Source organism: Microbacterium sp. (assembly GCF_051953575.1).
Taxonomy (GTDB): domain Bacteria; phylum Actinomycetota; class Actinomycetes; order Actinomycetales; family Microbacteriaceae; genus Microbacterium.
This window is the reverse complement of record NZ_JBQCIP010000236.1, coordinates 1-16,213: the sequence shown is the minus strand read 5'-3', so window position 1 is coordinate 16,213 and position 16,213 is coordinate 1. Positions and strand designations below refer to the sequence as shown.

The following is a 16,213-nucleotide window of genomic DNA, read 5'->3' as shown; positions in this document are numbered from 1 at the left end:
GCGTGCCGCCGTCTCACGAATCGAAGGTGTCCGTCCACGACGCGATATCGACGCCGTGGTTGTCGGGCGAGGCCAGCGACCACCAGGCCGGCGCGTGCGCATCGTCGGCGAGCCGCCCGCCCGCCGCAAGTGCGGCATCCACTCGCGCCTGCGCCTGGTCGGCGGGCACGAAGACGTCCAGGTGCGTGCGCCCGCGCGCGGGGGAGTCGCCGCTGATCGGGTTGAACGCGAGCTGCGGGCCGCTGCGCAGCGGGTCCACGGCGTCGGTGTCGCCGAAGTCCTCGTACCCGAGCGCCGCCGCGAAGAACGGCCGGACGTCGGCCTGCGAATGCTGGGCGACGTAGATGCCGATCGAGTGGATGCGCGACGGATCGGCGGTCAGCTGCAGCTCGGCGGCGGCACGCGAGACGTCGGCGGCGAACTCGGCGGCCCTCGGCGGGATCCCGTCCTCGTCACGATACGAGATCCGGACGATCACGCCTTCGGGGCGCACATCGATGTCGGGAAGGATGCCGCACCGCGCGGCCGCGGCCACCGTCGGGGAGACGAGTGCCGCCGCCTCGGCGAGAGAGCCCGCGGTGAAGACCGCCTGCGGTCCGGTCGCGGTGACCCGCCAGTCCGCGACGCCCGGGGCCCGATGGAAGGCCGCCGGGGTGATGCCCGCCCGTCCGCTGTCGTCGTCCATGAGCGGCCTCCTCGGTCTGTGCTCCGCGGGCCCCACGGTACTCGTCGGGCCCGACGCCGTGGGCTGCAGCTCAGGAACCTCGCCCATGGCGGCCGCCCCGTGCCCGTCAGGACAGATAGGGATCGACGAGCAGTGGCCCGCGGATGGCTCGCAGTGCGTCGACGAGACGCGCGAGGGTCTTCGCGTTCCAGCCCGGCGCCTGCAGGTCGTGCGGGCCGAGCGGCTCGAGCCCGCCCGTGCGGATCCGGACGACCTCCCACTTCGCGGCCCGCAGGGCGCGGTCCTTGCGGCGGTCGGCGTCTTCGCGATCGCCGACGTGCTCCAGCCCGTGCCGGCCCGTGCTGTCGTACTCGATCGCCACACGCAGCTCGGGGAGCAGGATGTCGGGCCACACCTCGACGTGGTCGAAGAACGGCCGTGCCACCCGGACGGCGTTGAGCCCGGGCGTCACCCCCACGCGCCCGAACAGGTCGGCGCGCAGCTGTGCCTCCACCGCGGACGCGGGCTTCGGAGCGCACTCGGACAGGAACGCCTCGCCGACCGCGACATCCGGGGTCTTCGGGCAGAGCTGCCGGCGGCGTGCCGGACGGCGCGGCTTGAGCACCGCGCGCCCGACCGGGGCGGCGATCGCCGCGGGGACGGGCGAACCGAGCGGGGTCACCACGTCGCGCATGGGCAGCGCACGGGGTGGACGCGCGACGCTGGAGCACTCGGGACACCACGCGGAGCGCCGGCGCTCCCGCCCGGGCCGGTGCCGCTGCTCGTCGGGAGTGGCGGCGAACTTGTGGCCCGCCTCGCACTGCCACAGCAGCAGGACGTCCGCCGCCGGCGGGATCTGGGTGAGCGCGATCCCCGCATTGAGCTCGGGGTGGTACTGGCGGATGAGCGCCGGAAATGACGCCCACGCCTCCCGGTAGGCTCCCACCGGGTAGGGCACCTCGGCGCCCTTGGAGAACTGGCGCCGGGCCCACCACAGTTCGACGCGCTCCGCCATGAGAGCAGGGTAGGCGGGGCCCACGACATCGCCGCGACTGATTCACTCGTGCTCGGGAAGCAGCGGCGTCGACCAGGCGGGGTCGCGCCCGAGCTGCGCGGCGCGCGACACGGACGCCGAGCCGAAGCGGTCGCGCACCGCGTCGAGCACGGTGTCGAGGCGGACGCCGTCGTCCCAGTCGATCGGCAGCTCGGGAGGCACGCTGTCGGCCTTGCCGAGCTGCGACAGCGAGACGCCGATCAGCGTGATGCCGCGCTCGCCGATCTCGGGCTGCGAGGCCGCGAGCAGCCCCTGTGCGACCGTGAGGATGAGCGCGGTGCGGTCGGTCGGCGACCGGAACGAGCGAGAGCGCGTGACCTTGGCGTAGTCGCCGAAGCGCAGGCGCAGCACCACCGTCCGGCACACGCGGTCCCCGTCACGGAGCCGCCGCGCGAGACGGTCGACGATCTGGGTGAGGATGACCTCCAGCTCGTCGGGCGTGCGCGGGCGATTTCCGAGCGCCCGCTGCGACCCGATCGACCCGCGGCGGCGCGTGGTGTCGACGGGCCGCGGATCGCGCAGCCGCGCGAGGGCGTGCAGGTGGGCGCCGGCAGCCCGGCCCAGCAGTCGCTCGGCGGTGGCGGCTTCCAGCTCGGCGAGCTGGCCGACGGTGTGGATGCCGAGCCGGTGGAGCTTCTCGGCGGTCACGGCGCCCACGCCCCACAGTCGCTCCACGGGGAGGGGCAGCAGGAACTGCTGCTCGCGCTCGGGTTCGACCACGAGCAGTCCGTCCGGTTTGCTGACGGCGCTGGCGACCTTCGCGAGGAACTTGGTGCGCGCGACGCCCACCGAGATGGCGAGCCCGACCTCGGCCTTCACCCGCTGGCGCAGCCGCACCGCGATCTGCTCGGGTGTGCCGGCGATGCGCCGCAGTCCGCCGACCTCCAGGAACGCCTCGTCGATCGAGAGCCCTTCGACCAGCGGAGTGGTGTCGCGGAAGATCGCGAAGACGTCGCGGCTCGCGGCCGAGTACGCCTCCATGCGCGGCGGCACGACGACGGCATCCGGGCACAGCTCTCGTGCCATGCGGCCGCCCATCGCCGTGCGCACTCCTCGCGCCTTCGCCTCGTAGCTCGCCGCGAGCACCACTCCGCCGCCGACGATCACCGGCCGCCCGCGCAGCGCGGGTGCATCCCGCTGCTCGACCGACGCGTAGAACGCGTCGAGATCGGCGTGCAGCACGGTCGCCTCGCCCCGCATCCCGCCCTCCCGCCGCCGTCCGTCGGGCAGGATCATCGCACGAAGCTGCGACACTCATGCCCTATCGCATGCCAGCAATTCGGCGATCGGTTCGTGTCGGGTGCGCCGAGGGCTGCGCCCCACACCGCCCGCGCGCGGCGACTGGGCCCAGATAATGAGGGGGTGGAGCCGTGGGAGATGCACGCGTGGTACGCCGACTACCTCGACGCGTGCAACCGGCACGATCTCGCTGCGATCCGGTCGTTCGTCGATCCGGCGGTGCGTCGCTCGCACCTGCCGGGAGGCGCGGATGCCTGGGTCGACGACCTCGACGCCCTGTTCCGCGGGTTCCCCGATTGGCGGTGGCGGCGCATCCAGCTGATCGTCGAGGACGACCGCATCGCCGCCCATCTGCGGGGGAGCGGCACACATCTCGGCGAGTTCCGCGGTGTCGCGCCGACGAGGCGCCACGCAAACGTCGCCGAGTTCTCGATGTACCGCGTATCCCGGGGACGGTTCGTGGAGTTCGCGGCCGCCGACACCGGCTTCGAGCTGATGAACCAGCTCGGGGCGACGGCAGCGCCGTAGCGCCGTCGTGCGCGCCGAGAGGCGTCAGGCGTGCGGGACCGCGCTCACGATCGCGCCGGCGACGGTGGCGCCGTTCGGGGTGCGGTACTCGAACCGGTCGCCGGGGAGGAGACCTGCGATCGCCTGGCCGAGGGGCGACTCGGGCGAGTAGACCGCGACGTCCGCGTCGGGCCCCAGCAGCGCCCGGGAGCCGAGCAGGAACGTGTCCTGCGAGCCGTCGGACGCGAACTCCACCGTGACGCGCATCCCGGGTTCGACGATGCCGTCGTCGGGCCGGGCTCCGACCTGTGCGCGGCGGATGATGCCGCGCAGCTCGATGGCGCGCGCCTGCGCCTGATCGTCGTCGGCGCCCTCGCGCACGATCGCGTCCAGCTCCTGCTCCAGGTGACGCAGGGCGTCCTGCGTGAGCCAGATCGGCTCCTCCACAACAGACACAGCAGACCTCCTCGGCCGGGACAGATGAAGTTCCCGAGCCTAGCCGGTCCGGCGCTCCGGTGGGAGCCGCCTTATTTGCGCTGCTCGAACGTCCCCGCCGAGATCGGCAGTGCGACGGCGAGCACGATGCACAGCAGGCCCACGACGAACAGCAGCGCGGGCACGGGCGACGCGAAAGAGATCCCCAGCAGCACCATTCCGCCCACCAGCAGGATCAGATAGAGGATGAACAGCACGATGGCCCCCTGACTCGCGAACGTCTCCCCTCCTGCCTACCGCACCCTCGACGCGTGCGCCAGGGGGACGCGCCGACCACAATGTCAGCATGAGACTCCTGCAGGTCGCGCAGCGCGCAGACGACCTCGACCGCGCGTCGGCGTTCTACGAGACGCTTCTGGGCGCGCCGCCGACGGCACGATTCGATCCGCCCGGACTGCTCTTCTTCGACCTCGACGGGGTGCGGCTGCTGTTGGATCGCAACGCGCCGTCCGCGCTGCTGTATCTGCGCGTCGACGATGTCGTGGCCACCCTCGAACGACTCGGCGCCGACGTCGAGGTCGTGTCGCCGCCGCACGTCATCTTCACGCACGAAGATGACACCCTCGGTCCGGCAGGTCACGAGGAGTGGCAGGCGTTCGTGAAGGACTCCGAGGGCAACACCGTCGGGCTGATCTCGTTCGCCCAGAGTCGCTGACGCCGCAGCTGCACCACACTGCTCTGCCTGGGCCGCCGGGCCCAGGCATCCTGCATCTCTCGAATCCATAACAGCGGGCAGAGTGCGCGTCCGGGGCGACTAGCCTGGTGGCGATGAGCGCCTATGTCTCGGCGTTCGAGCTGTTCTCCATCGGCGTAGGACCCTCGAGCTCCCACACGGTCGGTCCCATGCGGGCCGCCCACGACTTCGCCGTCCGCCTGCGCGAGTCCGGTGCGCTGCCGCAGGTGGGGCGCGTGACCTGCACGCTCTACGGTTCGCTCGGCGCCACCGGCATCGGCCACGGCACCCCCGACGCGGTCGTGGCGGGGCTGCAGGGGCTCGAGCCCGAGACGGTGGATCCGGATGCCGTCCGCGCGGCGTGGAGCGGCTGGCCCGACGGCCGCCACCTGGATCTGGCGGGCAGCCACCCGGTGCTGTTCGACCGCGCGGACGTCGTGTTCGCCCCGCGCACGCGCCTGCCTGCCCACCCCAACGCCATGACGCTCGAGGCCTGGGCCGGCCCCGAGGACGGACCCCAGCGGGCACTCCCCGCGGCCGGCGGCATCCGGGAGACCGGGGCCGCGGTCGTCGCCGACGCGCAGCCGACGCCGGAGGCAGGGCTGATCGCCCGCGAGACCTACTACTCCGTGGGCGGCGGCTTCATCCGCCGCGACGGCGAGGCACCCCAGGTGCGGGCGCATGCGTACCCGCTCGACTTCGCCTCCGCCGAGCAGCTGCTGCACCTGTGCGACGAGCAGGGGCTGACGATCGCCGAGGCCGCCCGCCTCAACGAGTCCGCGATGCGCGGCGAAGAGGAGGTCGCGGCGGGCCTCGACGCGATCTGGGACGCGATGGCGGCGTGCGTCGAAGCGGGCTTGCACGCCGACGGGGTGCTTCCCGGGATGCTCGGGGTCAAGCGGCGTGCGGCGTCCATCCGCGCTCAGCTCGAGGCGGCCGAGGCCGACGGCCGGCGCGAACTGCCGGGGGAGTGGCTGGGGGCGTTCGCGCTCGCCGTCAACGAAGAGAACGCGGCCGGCGGCCGGGTCGTCACGGCGCCCACCAACGGTGCCGCGGGCATCGTGCCGGCGGTGGCGATGTACTGGTGGCGGTTCCTCGCGGACTCCGGTCTGGGGGCGGGCAACGCGGTGACGCCCTACGGCGAGCTCGTCGGCAGCGCCCTGCTCGGCTACGACGGGCACGTCGTCGAACCGGACGAGTCCGGCGCCTGGGACGACGAACAGGTGGCGGACGCGAACCGGCGGCGCGGCATCCGTCGCTACCTGCTCACCGCGGCCGCGCTGGGTTCGCTGTTCAAGGCCAACGCGTCCATCTCGGGTGCCGAGGGCGGCTGCCAGGCCGAGGTGGGTTCCGCCTGCGCGATGGCCGCCGGCGGCCTGACCGCGGTCATGGGCGGCACCAATCGCCAGATCGAGAACGCCGCCGAGATCGCGATGGAGCACCACCTCGGGCTGACCTGCGACCCCGTGGGCGGGCTGGTGCAGATCCCGTGCATCGAGCGCAACGCCATCGCCGCGTCGACCGCCGTCACCGCCGCACGCCTGGCGCTGCGCGGCGACGGCTCGCACTACGTGTCGCTCGACACGGTCGTCGAGACGATGCGCCAGACGGGCATCGACATGTCGACGAAGTACAAGGAGACCAGCGAGGGCGGCCTCGCGGTCAACGTCATCGAGTGCTGAGCGCCCCGCCGGTGAAGTGGCGGCGGCAGCGCGCCTGATACGACTCGACGCCGCCGACCTGCTCGGGTGACGGCAGACGGGCGTCGGCGACCTCGCCGGGTGCCAGGCGCTGGTGGAACGCGGCGTCGGCACCGCACACCGCGCAGACGGCGGTGAGCTTGAGCACGTCCTCGGCGGTGGCCATGAGTGCCGGCAGCGGCTCGAACGGGCGGCCGTCGAACGTCACGCAGAGCCCCGCGACGATGACGGTGATCCCGTCGGCGACGAGCGTCTCGACCGCCTCGACCAGCGGTGGGCCGAAGAACTGCGCCTCGTCGATCGCCACGACGTCGAGCTCGCGGCCGAGCATCGCCTCCGTGAGCGTCGGGGCGTCCCCGACGGTGCGCGAAGGGACGCTCAGCCCCGAGTGCGAGCTCACCTGCCCCGGTCCGCGCCGATCGTCCAGGGCGTGGTTGACGAGCTCGACGGAGAGTCCGGCGATGCGCGCCCGCCGCACCCGGCGCAGCAGCTCCTCCGACTTGCCGGCGAACATGGGGCCGGTCACGACCTGCAGGCGTGCCCGCTCTCGCGTGTGCATGGCGCCAGGATAAGCGGCCTAGGATCGAAGCGCCCGTCACCCCGGAACGTGGCACCCGGAACGTCAGCAAGGATGCCGATGCCCGCACGATCCCCTGCGCCCGCACCGCCGCGAGCCTCGACGCCCCGCGCCCTCTCGGGCCGCACGTGGGTGACCGTCGTGGTGCTGGGCCTCGTGGGCCAGCTCGCCTGGACCGTCGAGAACATGTACCTCAACGTGTTCGTGTACGACACCATCACCGCCGACCCGACGGTGATCGCGACGCTGGTGGCGGCATCCGCCGTCGCCGCGACCCTCGCGACGATGCTGGTCGGCGCGTGGTCGGACCGCGCCCGCACCCGCCGGCCGTTCATCGCGGTCGGGTATGTGCTGTGGGGGCTGACGACCGCGACCTTCGGCTTCGTGCAGCCGGCGGCGGGAGCGGATGCCGCACTCGCGGTGGGTGCGGCGGTGGTCGCGATCGTGGCCCTGGACTGCGTCATGTCGTTCTTCGGCTCGGGCGCCAACGACGCGGCGTTCAACGCGTGGGTGACAGAGTCGACCGATCCGTCCAACCGCGGACGCGTCGACGGCGTGCTCGCGATCATGCCGCTCATCGGCATGCTGATCGTCTTCGGGGCGCTCGACGGGCTCACCCAGGTGGGGCAGTGGACGCTGTTCTTCGGCATCGTGGGGCTCGTGACCGCCGCCGTGGGCGCGGTGGCGTGGTTCCTGGTGCGCGACCCCGACCGCATCGAGTCGGCGCAGGGCGCTTATCTCGCCACGGTCGTGCACGGCCTGCGTCCGAGCACCGTCCGCGCGAACCCGCGCCTGTACCTGCTGCTGCTGGCGTACGCCGTCGTCGGCACGAGCACCCAGGTGTTCATCCCGTACCTGATCATCTACATCCAGCGGTACCTGCGCATCGACGGCTACGCGATCGTGCTGGGCAGCGTCCTGATCCTCGCCTCGATCGCGAGCGTGCTCGGCGGCCGGGTCATCGACCGCATCGGTCAGCGGCACGCGGAAGGCAAGGTGAGGGCGATCATCCCGGCCGTCGGGATCCTCGTGGCCGGTCTCGTCGCGATGTTCGTCGTGCGCGACATGATCGCGGTCATCGTCGCGGGGACCGTCATGATGGCCGGCTTCATGCTGTCGATCGCCGCGATCTCGGCGAGCGTGCGCGACGCGACGCCCACCGATCGCGTCGGCATGGTGCAGGGTCTCCGGATGATCGCGGCGGTGCTGATCCCGATGGTCGCCGGACCGTTCGTCGGGGCGGCGGTGATCGTCGGCGCCGCCGAGACCTACGTCGACCTCGGCGTGGTCAAGCAGGTGCCGACGCCCTGGATCTTCCCCGCCGCGGCCGTCGTCGCCGTGCTCGTCGTGGTGCCCGTGCTGCTGCTGCGCCGTCATGACCGAAGAGCAGCGGATGCCGCCACGCCGGTCAGCGAGGCCCAGGCATGACGCTGCTGACCCCGTGGGCCGCGACCCTCGACGCGGACGCCCCGCTGCCCGAGTACCCTCGCCCTCAGCTCGTGCGCGGGGACTGGACGAACCTCAACGGGCGATGGAGCTACGCCATCACGCCGCTGAGCGCGCGCGCCGCCGATCCGCTCGCCGTGGACGACCCCACGGCGCAGCCCGAGGGATGGGACGGCCGCATTGTCGTGCCGTTCTCGCCCGAGACGGCGCTGTCGGGCGTCGGCCGCATCCTTCGGGCCGACCAGACGCTCTGGTACCGACGCTCGTTCTCGCTGCCGCGCCCGCTGCGCGGCGGTGAGCGTGCGATCCTCCACTTCGGAGCGGTCGACCAGTCCTCCCGGGTCGCCGTGGACGGCGTCGAGGTGGGCCGTCACACCGGCGGCTACCTGCCCTTCGCCCTGGACATCACCGCAGCGCTCTCCGCCACCCCCGAGTCGGCCCACGAGCTCGTCGTCGCCGTGAGGGATGTGACGGATGCCGCATGGCTCTCGCGCGGCAAGCAGACGAGCCGTCCGGGCGGCATCTGGTACACCCCGCAGTCGGGCATCTGGCAGACGGTGTGGCTCGAGATCGTGCCGCGTCTCACCGTCGACCGGCTCGTGCTCACTCCCGACCTCGACGCGGGAGTCGTCGTGGTGACGGTGCACAGCGAGCACGCGACCGGCGCCGAGAAGGCACGGGTCGAGGTGCTCGACGGCGGGCGGGTGGCGGCATCCGCTGATCTTCCCGTCGGGGTGCCGACCGGTGTCGTCCTCGACGGACCCGTGCGGGTGTGGAGTCCGGAAGACCCGTTCCTGTACGACGTGCGGGTGACGCTCGGCGACGACCGCGTCGAGTCGTACGTGGGGATGCGGTCGTTCGGCGTCGGCGTGGACGACCGCGGGTTCGCACGGCTGCTGCTCAACGGCGCGCCGCACCTGCCGGTCGGGCTGCTCGATCAGGGCTACTGGCCCGACGGCGGGTACACGGCGCCGTCGGATGCGGCGCTGGAGTACGACGTCCGGCTGGCGAAGCGCCTCGGCTTCACGATGCTCCGCAAGCACATCAAGGTCGAGCCGCTGCGCTGGTATTACCACTGCGACCGCCTCGGGATGCTCGTGTGGCAGGACGCGGTCAGCGGGGGCACGGCGTACAACCCGCTGGTGGTGAGCGCCCCGGCGATCGCGTCGCCCACCCTCGACGACCGTCGTCACGCGCGCTTCGGCCGTGCCGACGAGGCGGGGCGCGACGCGTTCGAGCGCGAACTGCGCGACATGATCGAGCACCTGCGGAGCGTCACCTCGCTGTCGCTGTGGGTGCCGTTCAATGAGGGCTGGGGACAGTTCGACGCGGCGCGCATCGCCGGCGTCGTGCGCGAACTCGACCCCACGCGCCCCGTCGACCACGCGAGCGGCTGGCACGACCAGGGCGCCGGCGACCTGCACAGTCTGCACATCTACTTCCGGCCGGTGCGCGCACCCCGCGGCGACGGGCGCGTGCTCGCGCTGACCGAGTACGGCGGCTACAGCCTGGCGGTGCCGGAGCACACCTGGAGCGCGACGACGTTCGGCTACAAGAAGTACCGGTCGCGCGACCAGCTCGTCGCGGCCCTCCAGCGCCTGCACGAGCGCGAGATCGCCCCCGCGATCGCACGCGGGCTCGCTGCCACGGTGTACACGCAGCTCGCCGACGTCGAAGAGGAGGTCAACGGGCTCGTGACCTACGACCGGCGCTTCGTGAAGGTTCCCGAAGACGCGATGCGCGCGATCAACGACGGGCTGAGGGATGCCGCATCCCCGCGCCTCAGGAAGGACCCCGCATGACCGAGCGCGAGCTCACCGCCCCCGTGTCGCTCACGCTCCCGAACGGGCGCGTGAACCCCGACGCGATCGGCTGGGCGCGGCAGCCGATCGTCGACACGTCCGGCATCGGCCGCGGGCTCGGCCGCAACAAGCGGTGGGAGTACTGGAACGTCGCGACGCCGACGCACATCCTGGCGCTCACGGTGTCGTCGATCGACTACGCCGCCGTGCACGAGGTGTGGGTCTTCGACCGCGCCACCGAGCAGACCTGGGGCAAGGGCGCGACCGTGCTCCCGTCCCGCGGCGTCACGCTGCCGGCCGGCGTCGAGAGCGGCCCCGCGCACGCACGTGCGAAGGACCTCGAGGTCGATGTGCTCCCCGAGCCCGGCGGCACGCGGCTGCGCGCCCGCATCCCCGGCGCCTCGTTCGACGTGTTCGCCGAGCTGCCGGAGGGGCACGAGCGCCTCGCCGTCGTCGTGCCGTGGAGCCGCAGGCGGTTCCAGTACACGGTGAAGGACGTCGCGCGTCCGGCTTCCGGCACGGTCACCGTGGACGGTGTCACCCACGAGGTCCCTGCGGGGGAGTCGTGGGCGGTGCTCGACCACGGCCGCGGCCGGTGGCCCTACGACATCGTGTGGAACTGGGGTGCGGGATCCGGCGTGTCGCATGGCCGCACCATCGGCATCCAGGTCGGCGGCCGGTGGACCGAGGGCACCGGGTCCACCGAGAACGCCTTCTTCGTCGACGGCCGGCTGCACAAGATCCACGACGAGCTCAGTTGGGAGTACGACCTCGCGGACTGGCGCAGGCCCTGGCGGATCGTGGGCGCTGGGCTGGAGGCATCCTTCACCCCGTTCTTCGACAAGACCGCCCGCACACAGCTCGGAGTGATCTCGTCGCGCACCGATCAGTGCTTCGGGCACTGGGAAGGAACCTTCGCGATCCCCGGTGGCAGGAGCGTCGCGTTCGACGGCATCCTCGGCTGGGCGGAAGAGGTCCACAACCGCTGGTGACGCGGGTCTAGTCTGAGCCCATGGATGCCGTCCAGGTGCGCGGACTGCAGGTCCGGCGCGGCAAGACCGAGGTGTTCAGCGGTCTCGATCTCGCCATTCCCCGCGGGCAGATCACGGGGCTGCTCGGCCCCTCCGGTTGCGGCAAGACCACCCTCATGCGCTCCATCGTGGGGGTGCAGAAGGTCGCCGGCGGCACGGTGGAGGTGCTCGGCGAACCCGCAGGGTCGCGGGCTTTGCGCCACCGCGTCTCGTACGACACGCAGGCCGCATCGGTGTACGGCGACCTCACGATCCGCCAGAACCTGCGCTACTTCGCCCGGCTGCTCGGCGCGCCCCGCGGCGACATCGATCGTGTCATCGCCGAGGTGGGCCTGGCCGATCAGCGCGACCAGACCATCGACTCGCTGAGCGGCGGTCAGGAGTCGCGGGTGTCGCTCGCGGTCGCCATGCTCGGCACGCCCGAGCTCCTCGTGCTCGACGAGCCCACGGTCGGCCTCGACCCGCTGCTGCGGTCGGAGCTGTGGGACGTGTTCCGCGGACTCTCGGATGCCGGCACGACGCTGATCGTCTCGAGCCATGTGATGGACGAGGCGCTGCGGTGCGACCGGCTCCTCCTCATGCGCGCCGGCCGGATCATCGCCGACACCACCCCCGACGGGCTGCTCGCCGACACCGGGACGACGGATCCGGATGCCGCCTTCCTGGCGCTCATCGCGCGCGACGCGCACAGCGGCGACCGGGCTGCGGCATCCGATCATCCTCTCACCCGCCGCGAGGCGCGCGAGCAGGCGCAGCATCCCCAGCCGACACCCCCGTCGCAGGACGGTGCGTCATGAACGGCGTCCGCACGTTCGCCACGGCGGGCAGGGTGCTGCGGCAGCTGAGCCACGACCCGCGCTCGATCGCGCTGATGCTCATCGCCCCGAGCCTGCTCGTCGGCCTGTTCGCCTGGCTCTTCAGCGATCAGGAGGGCGTCTTCGACCAGTTCGGCGGCCCGATCCTCGCGCTGTTCCCGTTCATCGTGATGTTCCTCATCACCTCGATCACGACCCTCCGCGAGCGGCGGTCGGGCACGCTCGAACGGCTCATGACGACGCCGATCGAGAAGGCGGACTTCATCCTCGGCTACGGGCTCGCGTTCGGGCTCATGGCGACGCTGCAGGCCGTGATCACCGTCACGTTCGCGGTGTGGGTGTGCGACCTGCAGGTCGACGGCGAGCTGTGGCAGCTCGGGCTCGTAGCCGTCGTCGACGCCATCCTCGGCACGGCGCTCGGGCTGCTCGCGAGCGCCTTCGCCCGCACCGAGTTCCAGGCCGTGCAGTTCATGCCGCTGATCGTGTTCCCGCAGATCATCCTCGGCGGCCTGTTCATGCCGCGCGAAGACATGCCCGACGCGCTCTACCAGATCTCGAAGGTGCTCCCGCTGAGCTACGCGATCGACACCATCAACGCGGTGACGGCGGGCGACGACGGGTGGGACGTGTTCGGGCCGCTGCTGGTCGTGGTCGCCTTCGCAATCGGCGCGCTGATCCTCGCCTCGCTCACGCTGCGACGCCGGACGCCGTAGCGGTCGTCAGCAGCTGGTCTGCTTCTTGCGCAGCTTCGACGTCAGCTCGCGCAGCTGCTGCAGCTCGTCGTCGGTGAGCAGCGACATGCGCTCGGCGATGGCCTTGCCGTGCGCGCTCGCGATGCGGCGGAACAGCGAGGCCCCGGCGTCCGTCGCGTGGACGAGCGAGCCGCGGCCGTCGTCGGGATCGGCGCACTTGGTGAGCAGCCCGCGCGCGACCATGCGGTCGACCAGGCGCGAGACGCTCGGCTGGCTGATGAGCATGTTCGCCGTGACGTCGCGCAGCCGGGCGGTCAGGTCGTCGGCGCGCGTGACGGTCAGCAGCACGTCGTACTCGGCCTGGCTGAGGGTCTGATCGTCGAAGTCGTCGTTGATGTCGCCGAACACCTCGTGCTGGGCGCGGAACAGGCTCTCCCAGGCATCGATGGCGAGGCGGCGGTCGGTCATACCGACAAGAGTAGGGCAGGGTGCGGACCCTAGGCTTGCGGCATGGCCTCTCTCCCCGCGCGCGCGTCGCGCCCGCGCCGTCTCGGTGTCGTCGGCCTGCTCGTCGCGCTGTTCACGGGCATGCTGCTCGCGACCGCGGGCGCCGTGCCGGCGCGCGCCGATGTCGAGGGCTTCTCGTTCGAGAGCCTGGACGTCGAGTACCAGCTCGGCCGTGACGCCGACGGGGCGAGCACCGTGACGGTCGTCGAGACCTTCATCGCGCTGTTCCCCGACATCGACCAGAACCACGGCATACGACGGGCCGTCCCGGACTCGTACCAGGGAGCGCCGACCGACCCGCAGCTGGTGTCGATCACCGACGAGAACGGCACACCCCGTGCCGCCGAGACCGAGAGCGACGACGGCTTCTACTACATGACCTCGCGGGCCGACGGGTTCGTGCACGGGCGCCAGACGTACGTCTTCACCTACACGATGCACAACGTCACGCGGTACTTCCCCGACACCGGCGTGGACGAGTTCTACTGGGACGTCAACGGCACCGCGTGGCCGCAGTCGTTCGGCCGCATCACGGCGCGCGTCACGATGAGCGACGAGGTGGATGCCGCCCGCACGGGTGCGATGGCCTGCTACGTCGGCGCCCAAGGCTCGACCGCCACGTGCCCGATCACCGACACGGGCGACGGGGTCGAGGCATCCGCCACCGACGTCGGGCCGTACCAGACCGTCACCTTCGCCATCGCGTTCACCGCGGGGACGTTCACCCCCTTTGACGCGTCGTATCTCGCCTCGCCGTGGGGATGGCTGCAGGGCATCGTCGCGCTCCTGGGTCTCGGCGGATCGTTCGTGGCCGCGATCGTCGCGCGCCGCCGGTTCCTGCGCGACGCCCCCGGTCGGCCCGTGATCATCGCCGAGTACACGCCGCCGCCCGGACTGGACGCCCTGCAGAGCGCCGTCCTGCTCGGCCGGACCACGAAGGCCGTGCCGGCCGAAGTGCTCGAACAGGCCATCGTGGGCAGCATCCGCATCGAAGAAGGCTCTCGCAAGCTCTTCGGCGGCGTCCGGCTCAAGGCCGTGCTGCAGGACCCGCGGCTCGCCGACGCCGACGGACAGATGCTGCTGCCGGGCCTGTTCCCGTCGGGCGTACCGGGCGAGGAGTTCGAGTTCGGCGGCACCGACACGCGGTTCTCGAAGACCGCCCAGGCGCTGCTCAAGGCGGCAGCCGACGACCTGAAGGCGCGGGGCTTCCGTCGTGTCGTGCCCGCAGGCGCGAAGGCGTGGCCGCTCGTCATCGCGTGGCTCTCTGCGGCGCTCGTGATCGTGTTCGGCGTCATCGCCCTGATCTCGTACGTGGACCCGCTGGTGCCGATCCTGCTGTTCATCGGCGGCCTCGGGGTGGCGTTCACCGTGACGTTCCTGGTGGCGCGTGATCCGCTCACGTCCGCCGGCGCCGAGGCCCGCGATCATCTGCGGGGGCTCAAGGAGTTCATCGAGTGGGCCGAGGCCGACCGCATCCGCATGCTCCAGTCGCCGCAGGGCGCCGAACGCGTGCGCGTCGACCTGACCGACCCCGCGCAGAAGCTCAAGCTGTACGAGACCCTGCTGCCGTACGCGGTCGTCTTCGGCCAGGAGAAGCAGTGGGCCGAGGAGCTCGCCGTCCTCTACGGCGACCGTGGCAACCCCGGGTGGTACGTCGGTTCGACGGCGTTCAACGCCGCCGCGTTCTCCTCCGGCATCTCGAGCCTCTCGGCGTCGGCCGCATCGTCGTCGTCGTCGGGCGGGTCGTCCGGCGGCGGCTCGGCGGGCGGCGGCGGTGGCGGCGGTGGCGGCGGCGGGGTCTGACGCATGGGACTTCATCACGTGGAGCTCTGGGTCGCCGACCTCGACCTCGTGCGCGACGACTGGGCGTGGCTGCTCGAACAGGTCGGGCTCACCCGCCTGAGCGCCTGGCCCGGCGGTGAGACGTGGGGCGACGGCGGTGCCTACCTGACGTTGACGGGCTCCCCGAACCTGTCGCCGGAAGGACACGACCGGCGCCGCCCGGGCGTCAATCACCTCGCCTTCTGGGCGGGCGATCGCGGGGCGGTGGATGCCGTCATGGCCGACGCCCCCGTGCACGGCTGGCGTCCGCTGTATCACGACCGGTATCCGCACGCCGGTGGCCCCGACCACTACGCCGGATGGCTGGAGAACGCCGCCGGGTTCAAGGTGGAGGTCGTGGCGGGGCATCCCTGATTCCGGCGCCGCGACCCAGCGCCGCGGGGCGCCGGGTCAGAGCGGCGCCACGGGCTGGCGCAGGATCGTGCGCAGCTTCTCGGGTGCAGTCCGGCGGAAGTCGCCGAAGTAGATCTCGTGATGCGTGCCCGACAGGCGGAGCCCCTGCGAGGGGATGACGTCGTGATGCATCCGGTCGAGGACGGGCGTCTCATCGTCGAACGGGCCCACGTGGAGCGTCTGCACGCACAGTCCCTCGACCAGGGACTGCAGGCGCACGTCGCCGAGCCGGGCCGGAGAGTTCTTGGCGCCCGCCTGCGCGACGGCGGCCTCGACCAGCTCGGCGTCGATCCAGTCGGGGACGAGGATCATCATCGTCCAGTCCCACTGCGACTTGTCGCGTGCGGTCGTGAACGCGTCGAGGTCGTCGGCCGTCCAGAGACCTTCCAGGGGCGGCACCACGTAGTCGCGGCCGAGCTCACGTCTGCTGGCGAACTTCAGCTTGTACGCGACCGGGTAGAGGGCCGCGAGCGCCTCCGTGTACACCGGCGAGGTGTTGGGATCGCCGTGGCCGTCGATCATCAGGTACTGCCGCTCGGGGACCTCGAGGATGCGGAACTCGCCCCGCTTCGCGCGGTAGCTGTCGAGCGTCTTCGTGAGGTCGATCTTGCCGGCCGCTCCTGTGTCTGCCACACGGCAAGAGTAAGGGCCGGTCGGAGAGGCTACCGACCGGCCCTTGTCCCTTGCACCAAGAGTGTCCTGCAATCACATGTCGGTAGCTGCCACAGCAAAACAACTACCGTGCAAGCACTCTATAACGGCGAGATAACGGCGAC

Annotated in this window: 18 protein-coding genes; 10 read left to right on the top strand and 8 right to left on the bottom strand. The window is 71.7% G+C overall.

Annotated elements, in window-relative coordinates; all coding sequences use genetic code 11:
- Positions 1-13: 13 nt before the first annotated feature.
- The 3 genes from ACTHNQ_RS14320 to dinB all read right to left on the bottom strand — a co-directional run bounded on the left by ACTHNQ_RS14320 (position 14) and on the right by dinB (position 2,918).
- Positions 14-685 (bottom strand): VOC family protein, encoded by a 672-nt coding sequence (locus ACTHNQ_RS14320; RefSeq protein ID WP_440334393.1) that lies wholly within the window; start codon positions 683-685, stop codon positions 14-16.
- A 106-nt stretch (positions 686-791) separates the two neighbouring features.
- Positions 792-1,679, bottom strand: coding sequence for a zinc-ribbon domain-containing protein (locus tag ACTHNQ_RS14315; RefSeq protein WP_440334391.1), 888 nt, complete (start codon positions 1,677-1,679; stop codon positions 792-794).
- A 42-nt stretch (positions 1,680-1,721) separates the two neighbouring features.
- The gene (dinB, locus tag ACTHNQ_RS14310; RefSeq protein ID WP_440334451.1) at positions 1,722-2,918 is read right to left on the bottom strand and encodes a DNA polymerase IV; all 1,197 of its coding nucleotides are present in this window, start codon (positions 2,916-2,918) and stop codon (positions 1,722-1,724) included.
- 162 nt (positions 2,919-3,080) lie between these two features.
- On the opposite strand from dinB, the gene ACTHNQ_RS14305 reads away from it, so the two are divergent.
- Positions 3,081-3,485 carry an ester cyclase gene (locus tag ACTHNQ_RS14305; RefSeq protein ID WP_440334389.1) on the top strand — a complete coding sequence of 135 codons (405 nt, stop codon included), beginning with the start codon at positions 3,081-3,083 and terminating at the stop codon, positions 3,483-3,485.
- Positions 3,486-3,509: 24 nt separating this feature from the next.
- On the opposite strand, the gene ACTHNQ_RS14300 is transcribed toward ACTHNQ_RS14305, so the two are convergent.
- Positions 3,510-3,920, bottom strand: a complete 411-nt coding sequence (locus ACTHNQ_RS14300) for a GreA/GreB family elongation factor (protein ID WP_440334387.1) — start codon at positions 3,918-3,920, stop codon at positions 3,510-3,512.
- Between the two features lie 71 nt (positions 3,921-3,991).
- Entirely contained in the window at positions 3,992-4,156 is a 165-nt protein-coding gene (locus tag ACTHNQ_RS14295) for a hypothetical protein (RefSeq protein ID WP_018173019.1), read from the bottom strand.
- Positions 4,157-4,245: 89 nt separating this feature from the next.
- Here ACTHNQ_RS14295 and ACTHNQ_RS14290 point away from each other — a divergent pair, with 89 nt between their 5' ends.
- Entirely contained in the window at positions 4,246-4,614 is a 369-nt protein-coding gene (locus ACTHNQ_RS14290) for a VOC family protein (RefSeq protein WP_440334385.1), read from the top strand.
- A gap of 113 nt (positions 4,615-4,727) precedes the next feature.
- Positions 4,728-6,314, top strand: coding sequence for an L-serine ammonia-lyase, iron-sulfur-dependent, subunit alpha (locus ACTHNQ_RS14285; RefSeq protein ID WP_440334384.1), 1,587 nt, complete (start codon positions 4,728-4,730; stop codon positions 6,312-6,314).
- Here ACTHNQ_RS14285 and ACTHNQ_RS14280 read toward each other — a convergent pair.
- Positions 6,301-6,891, bottom strand: coding sequence for a thymidine kinase (locus tag ACTHNQ_RS14280; RefSeq protein WP_440334382.1), 591 nt, complete (start codon positions 6,889-6,891; stop codon positions 6,301-6,303). The genes ACTHNQ_RS14285 and ACTHNQ_RS14280 overlap by 14 nt on opposite strands.
- 78 nt (positions 6,892-6,969) lie before the next feature.
- Here ACTHNQ_RS14280 and ACTHNQ_RS14275 point away from each other — a divergent pair, with 78 nt between their 5' ends.
- Genes ACTHNQ_RS14275 through ACTHNQ_RS14255 form a run of 5 tightly spaced genes read left to right on the top strand, consistent with a single transcriptional unit; the run spans position 6,970 to position 12,716 of the window.
- Positions 6,970-8,337 carry an MFS transporter gene (locus tag ACTHNQ_RS14275; RefSeq protein ID WP_440334380.1) on the top strand — a complete coding sequence of 456 codons (1,368 nt, stop codon included), beginning with the start codon at positions 6,970-6,972 and terminating at the stop codon, positions 8,335-8,337.
- A complete protein-coding gene (locus tag ACTHNQ_RS14270) occupies positions 8,334-10,157 on the top strand; it encodes a glycoside hydrolase family 2 protein (protein WP_440334378.1) in 1,824 nt (607 codons plus the stop codon). The genes ACTHNQ_RS14275 and ACTHNQ_RS14270 overlap by 4 nt, the downstream gene beginning before the upstream one ends.
- Positions 10,154-11,149, top strand: a complete 996-nt coding sequence (locus ACTHNQ_RS14265; protein ID WP_440334377.1) for a DUF2804 domain-containing protein — start codon at positions 10,154-10,156, stop codon at positions 11,147-11,149. The genes ACTHNQ_RS14270 and ACTHNQ_RS14265 overlap by 4 nt, the downstream gene beginning before the upstream one ends.
- Before the next feature lie 20 nt (positions 11,150-11,169).
- Positions 11,170-11,985, top strand: coding sequence for an ABC transporter ATP-binding protein (locus tag ACTHNQ_RS14260; protein WP_440334375.1), 816 nt, complete (start codon positions 11,170-11,172; stop codon positions 11,983-11,985).
- Positions 11,982-12,716: an ABC transporter permease gene (locus tag ACTHNQ_RS14255; RefSeq protein ID WP_440334373.1), complete on the top strand. Its 735-nt coding sequence runs from the start codon at positions 11,982-11,984 to the stop codon at positions 12,714-12,716. The genes ACTHNQ_RS14260 and ACTHNQ_RS14255 overlap by 4 nt, the downstream gene beginning before the upstream one ends.
- 6 nt (positions 12,717-12,722) lie before the next feature.
- On the opposite strand, the gene ACTHNQ_RS14250 is transcribed toward ACTHNQ_RS14255, so the two are convergent.
- Complete coding sequence (locus ACTHNQ_RS14250; RefSeq protein WP_018173010.1) at positions 12,723-13,163, bottom strand: MarR family transcriptional regulator; 441 nt, start codon at positions 13,161-13,163, stop codon at positions 12,723-12,725.
- Between the two features lie 42 nt (positions 13,164-13,205).
- On the opposite strand from ACTHNQ_RS14250, the gene ACTHNQ_RS14245 reads away from it, so the two are divergent.
- Both ACTHNQ_RS14245 and ACTHNQ_RS14240 read left to right on the top strand, forming a co-directional pair.
- On the top strand, positions 13,206-15,005 hold the full coding sequence (locus tag ACTHNQ_RS14245) for a DUF2207 domain-containing protein (protein ID WP_440334370.1): 1,800 nt from the start codon (positions 13,206-13,208) through the stop codon (positions 15,003-15,005).
- Positions 15,006-15,008: 3 nt separating this feature from the next.
- Positions 15,009-15,398, top strand: coding sequence for a VOC family protein (locus ACTHNQ_RS14240; protein ID WP_440334369.1), 390 nt, complete (start codon positions 15,009-15,011; stop codon positions 15,396-15,398).
- 36 nt (positions 15,399-15,434) lie between these two features.
- Here the strand turns inward: ACTHNQ_RS14240 and ACTHNQ_RS14235 are convergent, their stop codons facing one another.
- The gene (locus ACTHNQ_RS14235; RefSeq protein ID WP_440334367.1) at positions 15,435-16,070 is read right to left on the bottom strand and encodes a GyrI-like domain-containing protein; all 636 of its coding nucleotides are present in this window, start codon (positions 16,068-16,070) and stop codon (positions 15,435-15,437) included.
- Positions 16,071-16,213: the final 143 nt, after the last annotated feature.

Coding starts and splice junctions, on each gene's coding strand:
- ACTHNQ_RS14320 (WP_440334393.1), bottom strand. CDS start 685: ATGGACGACGACAGCGGACGGGCGGGCATCACCCCGGCGGCCTTCCAT.
- ACTHNQ_RS14315 (WP_440334391.1), bottom strand. CDS start 1,679: ATGGCGGAGCGCGTCGAACTGTGGTGGGCCCGGCGCCAGTTCTCCAAG.
- dinB (WP_440334451.1), bottom strand. CDS start 2,918: ATGCGGGGCGAGGCGACCGTGCTGCACGCCGATCTCGACGCGTTCTAC.
- ACTHNQ_RS14290 (WP_440334385.1), top strand. CDS start 4,246: ATGAGACTCCTGCAGGTCGCGCAGCGCGCAGACGACCTCGACCGCGCG.
- ACTHNQ_RS14285 (WP_440334384.1), top strand. CDS start 4,728: ATGAGCGCCTATGTCTCGGCGTTCGAGCTGTTCTCCATCGGCGTAGGA.
- ACTHNQ_RS14280 (WP_440334382.1), bottom strand. CDS start 6,891: ATGCACACGCGAGAGCGGGCACGCCTGCAGGTCGTGACCGGCCCCATG.
- ACTHNQ_RS14275 (WP_440334380.1), top strand. CDS start 6,970: ATGCCCGCACGATCCCCTGCGCCCGCACCGCCGCGAGCCTCGACGCCC.
- ACTHNQ_RS14270 (WP_440334378.1), top strand. CDS start 8,334: ATGACGCTGCTGACCCCGTGGGCCGCGACCCTCGACGCGGACGCCCCG.
- ACTHNQ_RS14265 (WP_440334377.1), top strand. CDS start 10,154: ATGACCGAGCGCGAGCTCACCGCCCCCGTGTCGCTCACGCTCCCGAAC.
- ACTHNQ_RS14260 (WP_440334375.1), top strand. CDS start 11,170: ATGGATGCCGTCCAGGTGCGCGGACTGCAGGTCCGGCGCGGCAAGACC.
- ACTHNQ_RS14255 (WP_440334373.1), top strand. CDS start 11,982: ATGAACGGCGTCCGCACGTTCGCCACGGCGGGCAGGGTGCTGCGGCAG.
- ACTHNQ_RS14250 (WP_018173010.1), bottom strand. CDS start 13,163: ATGACCGACCGCCGCCTCGCCATCGATGCCTGGGAGAGCCTGTTCCGC.
- ACTHNQ_RS14245 (WP_440334370.1), top strand. CDS start 13,206: ATGGCCTCTCTCCCCGCGCGCGCGTCGCGCCCGCGCCGTCTCGGTGTC.
- ACTHNQ_RS14240 (WP_440334369.1), top strand. CDS start 15,009: ATGGGACTTCATCACGTGGAGCTCTGGGTCGCCGACCTCGACCTCGTG.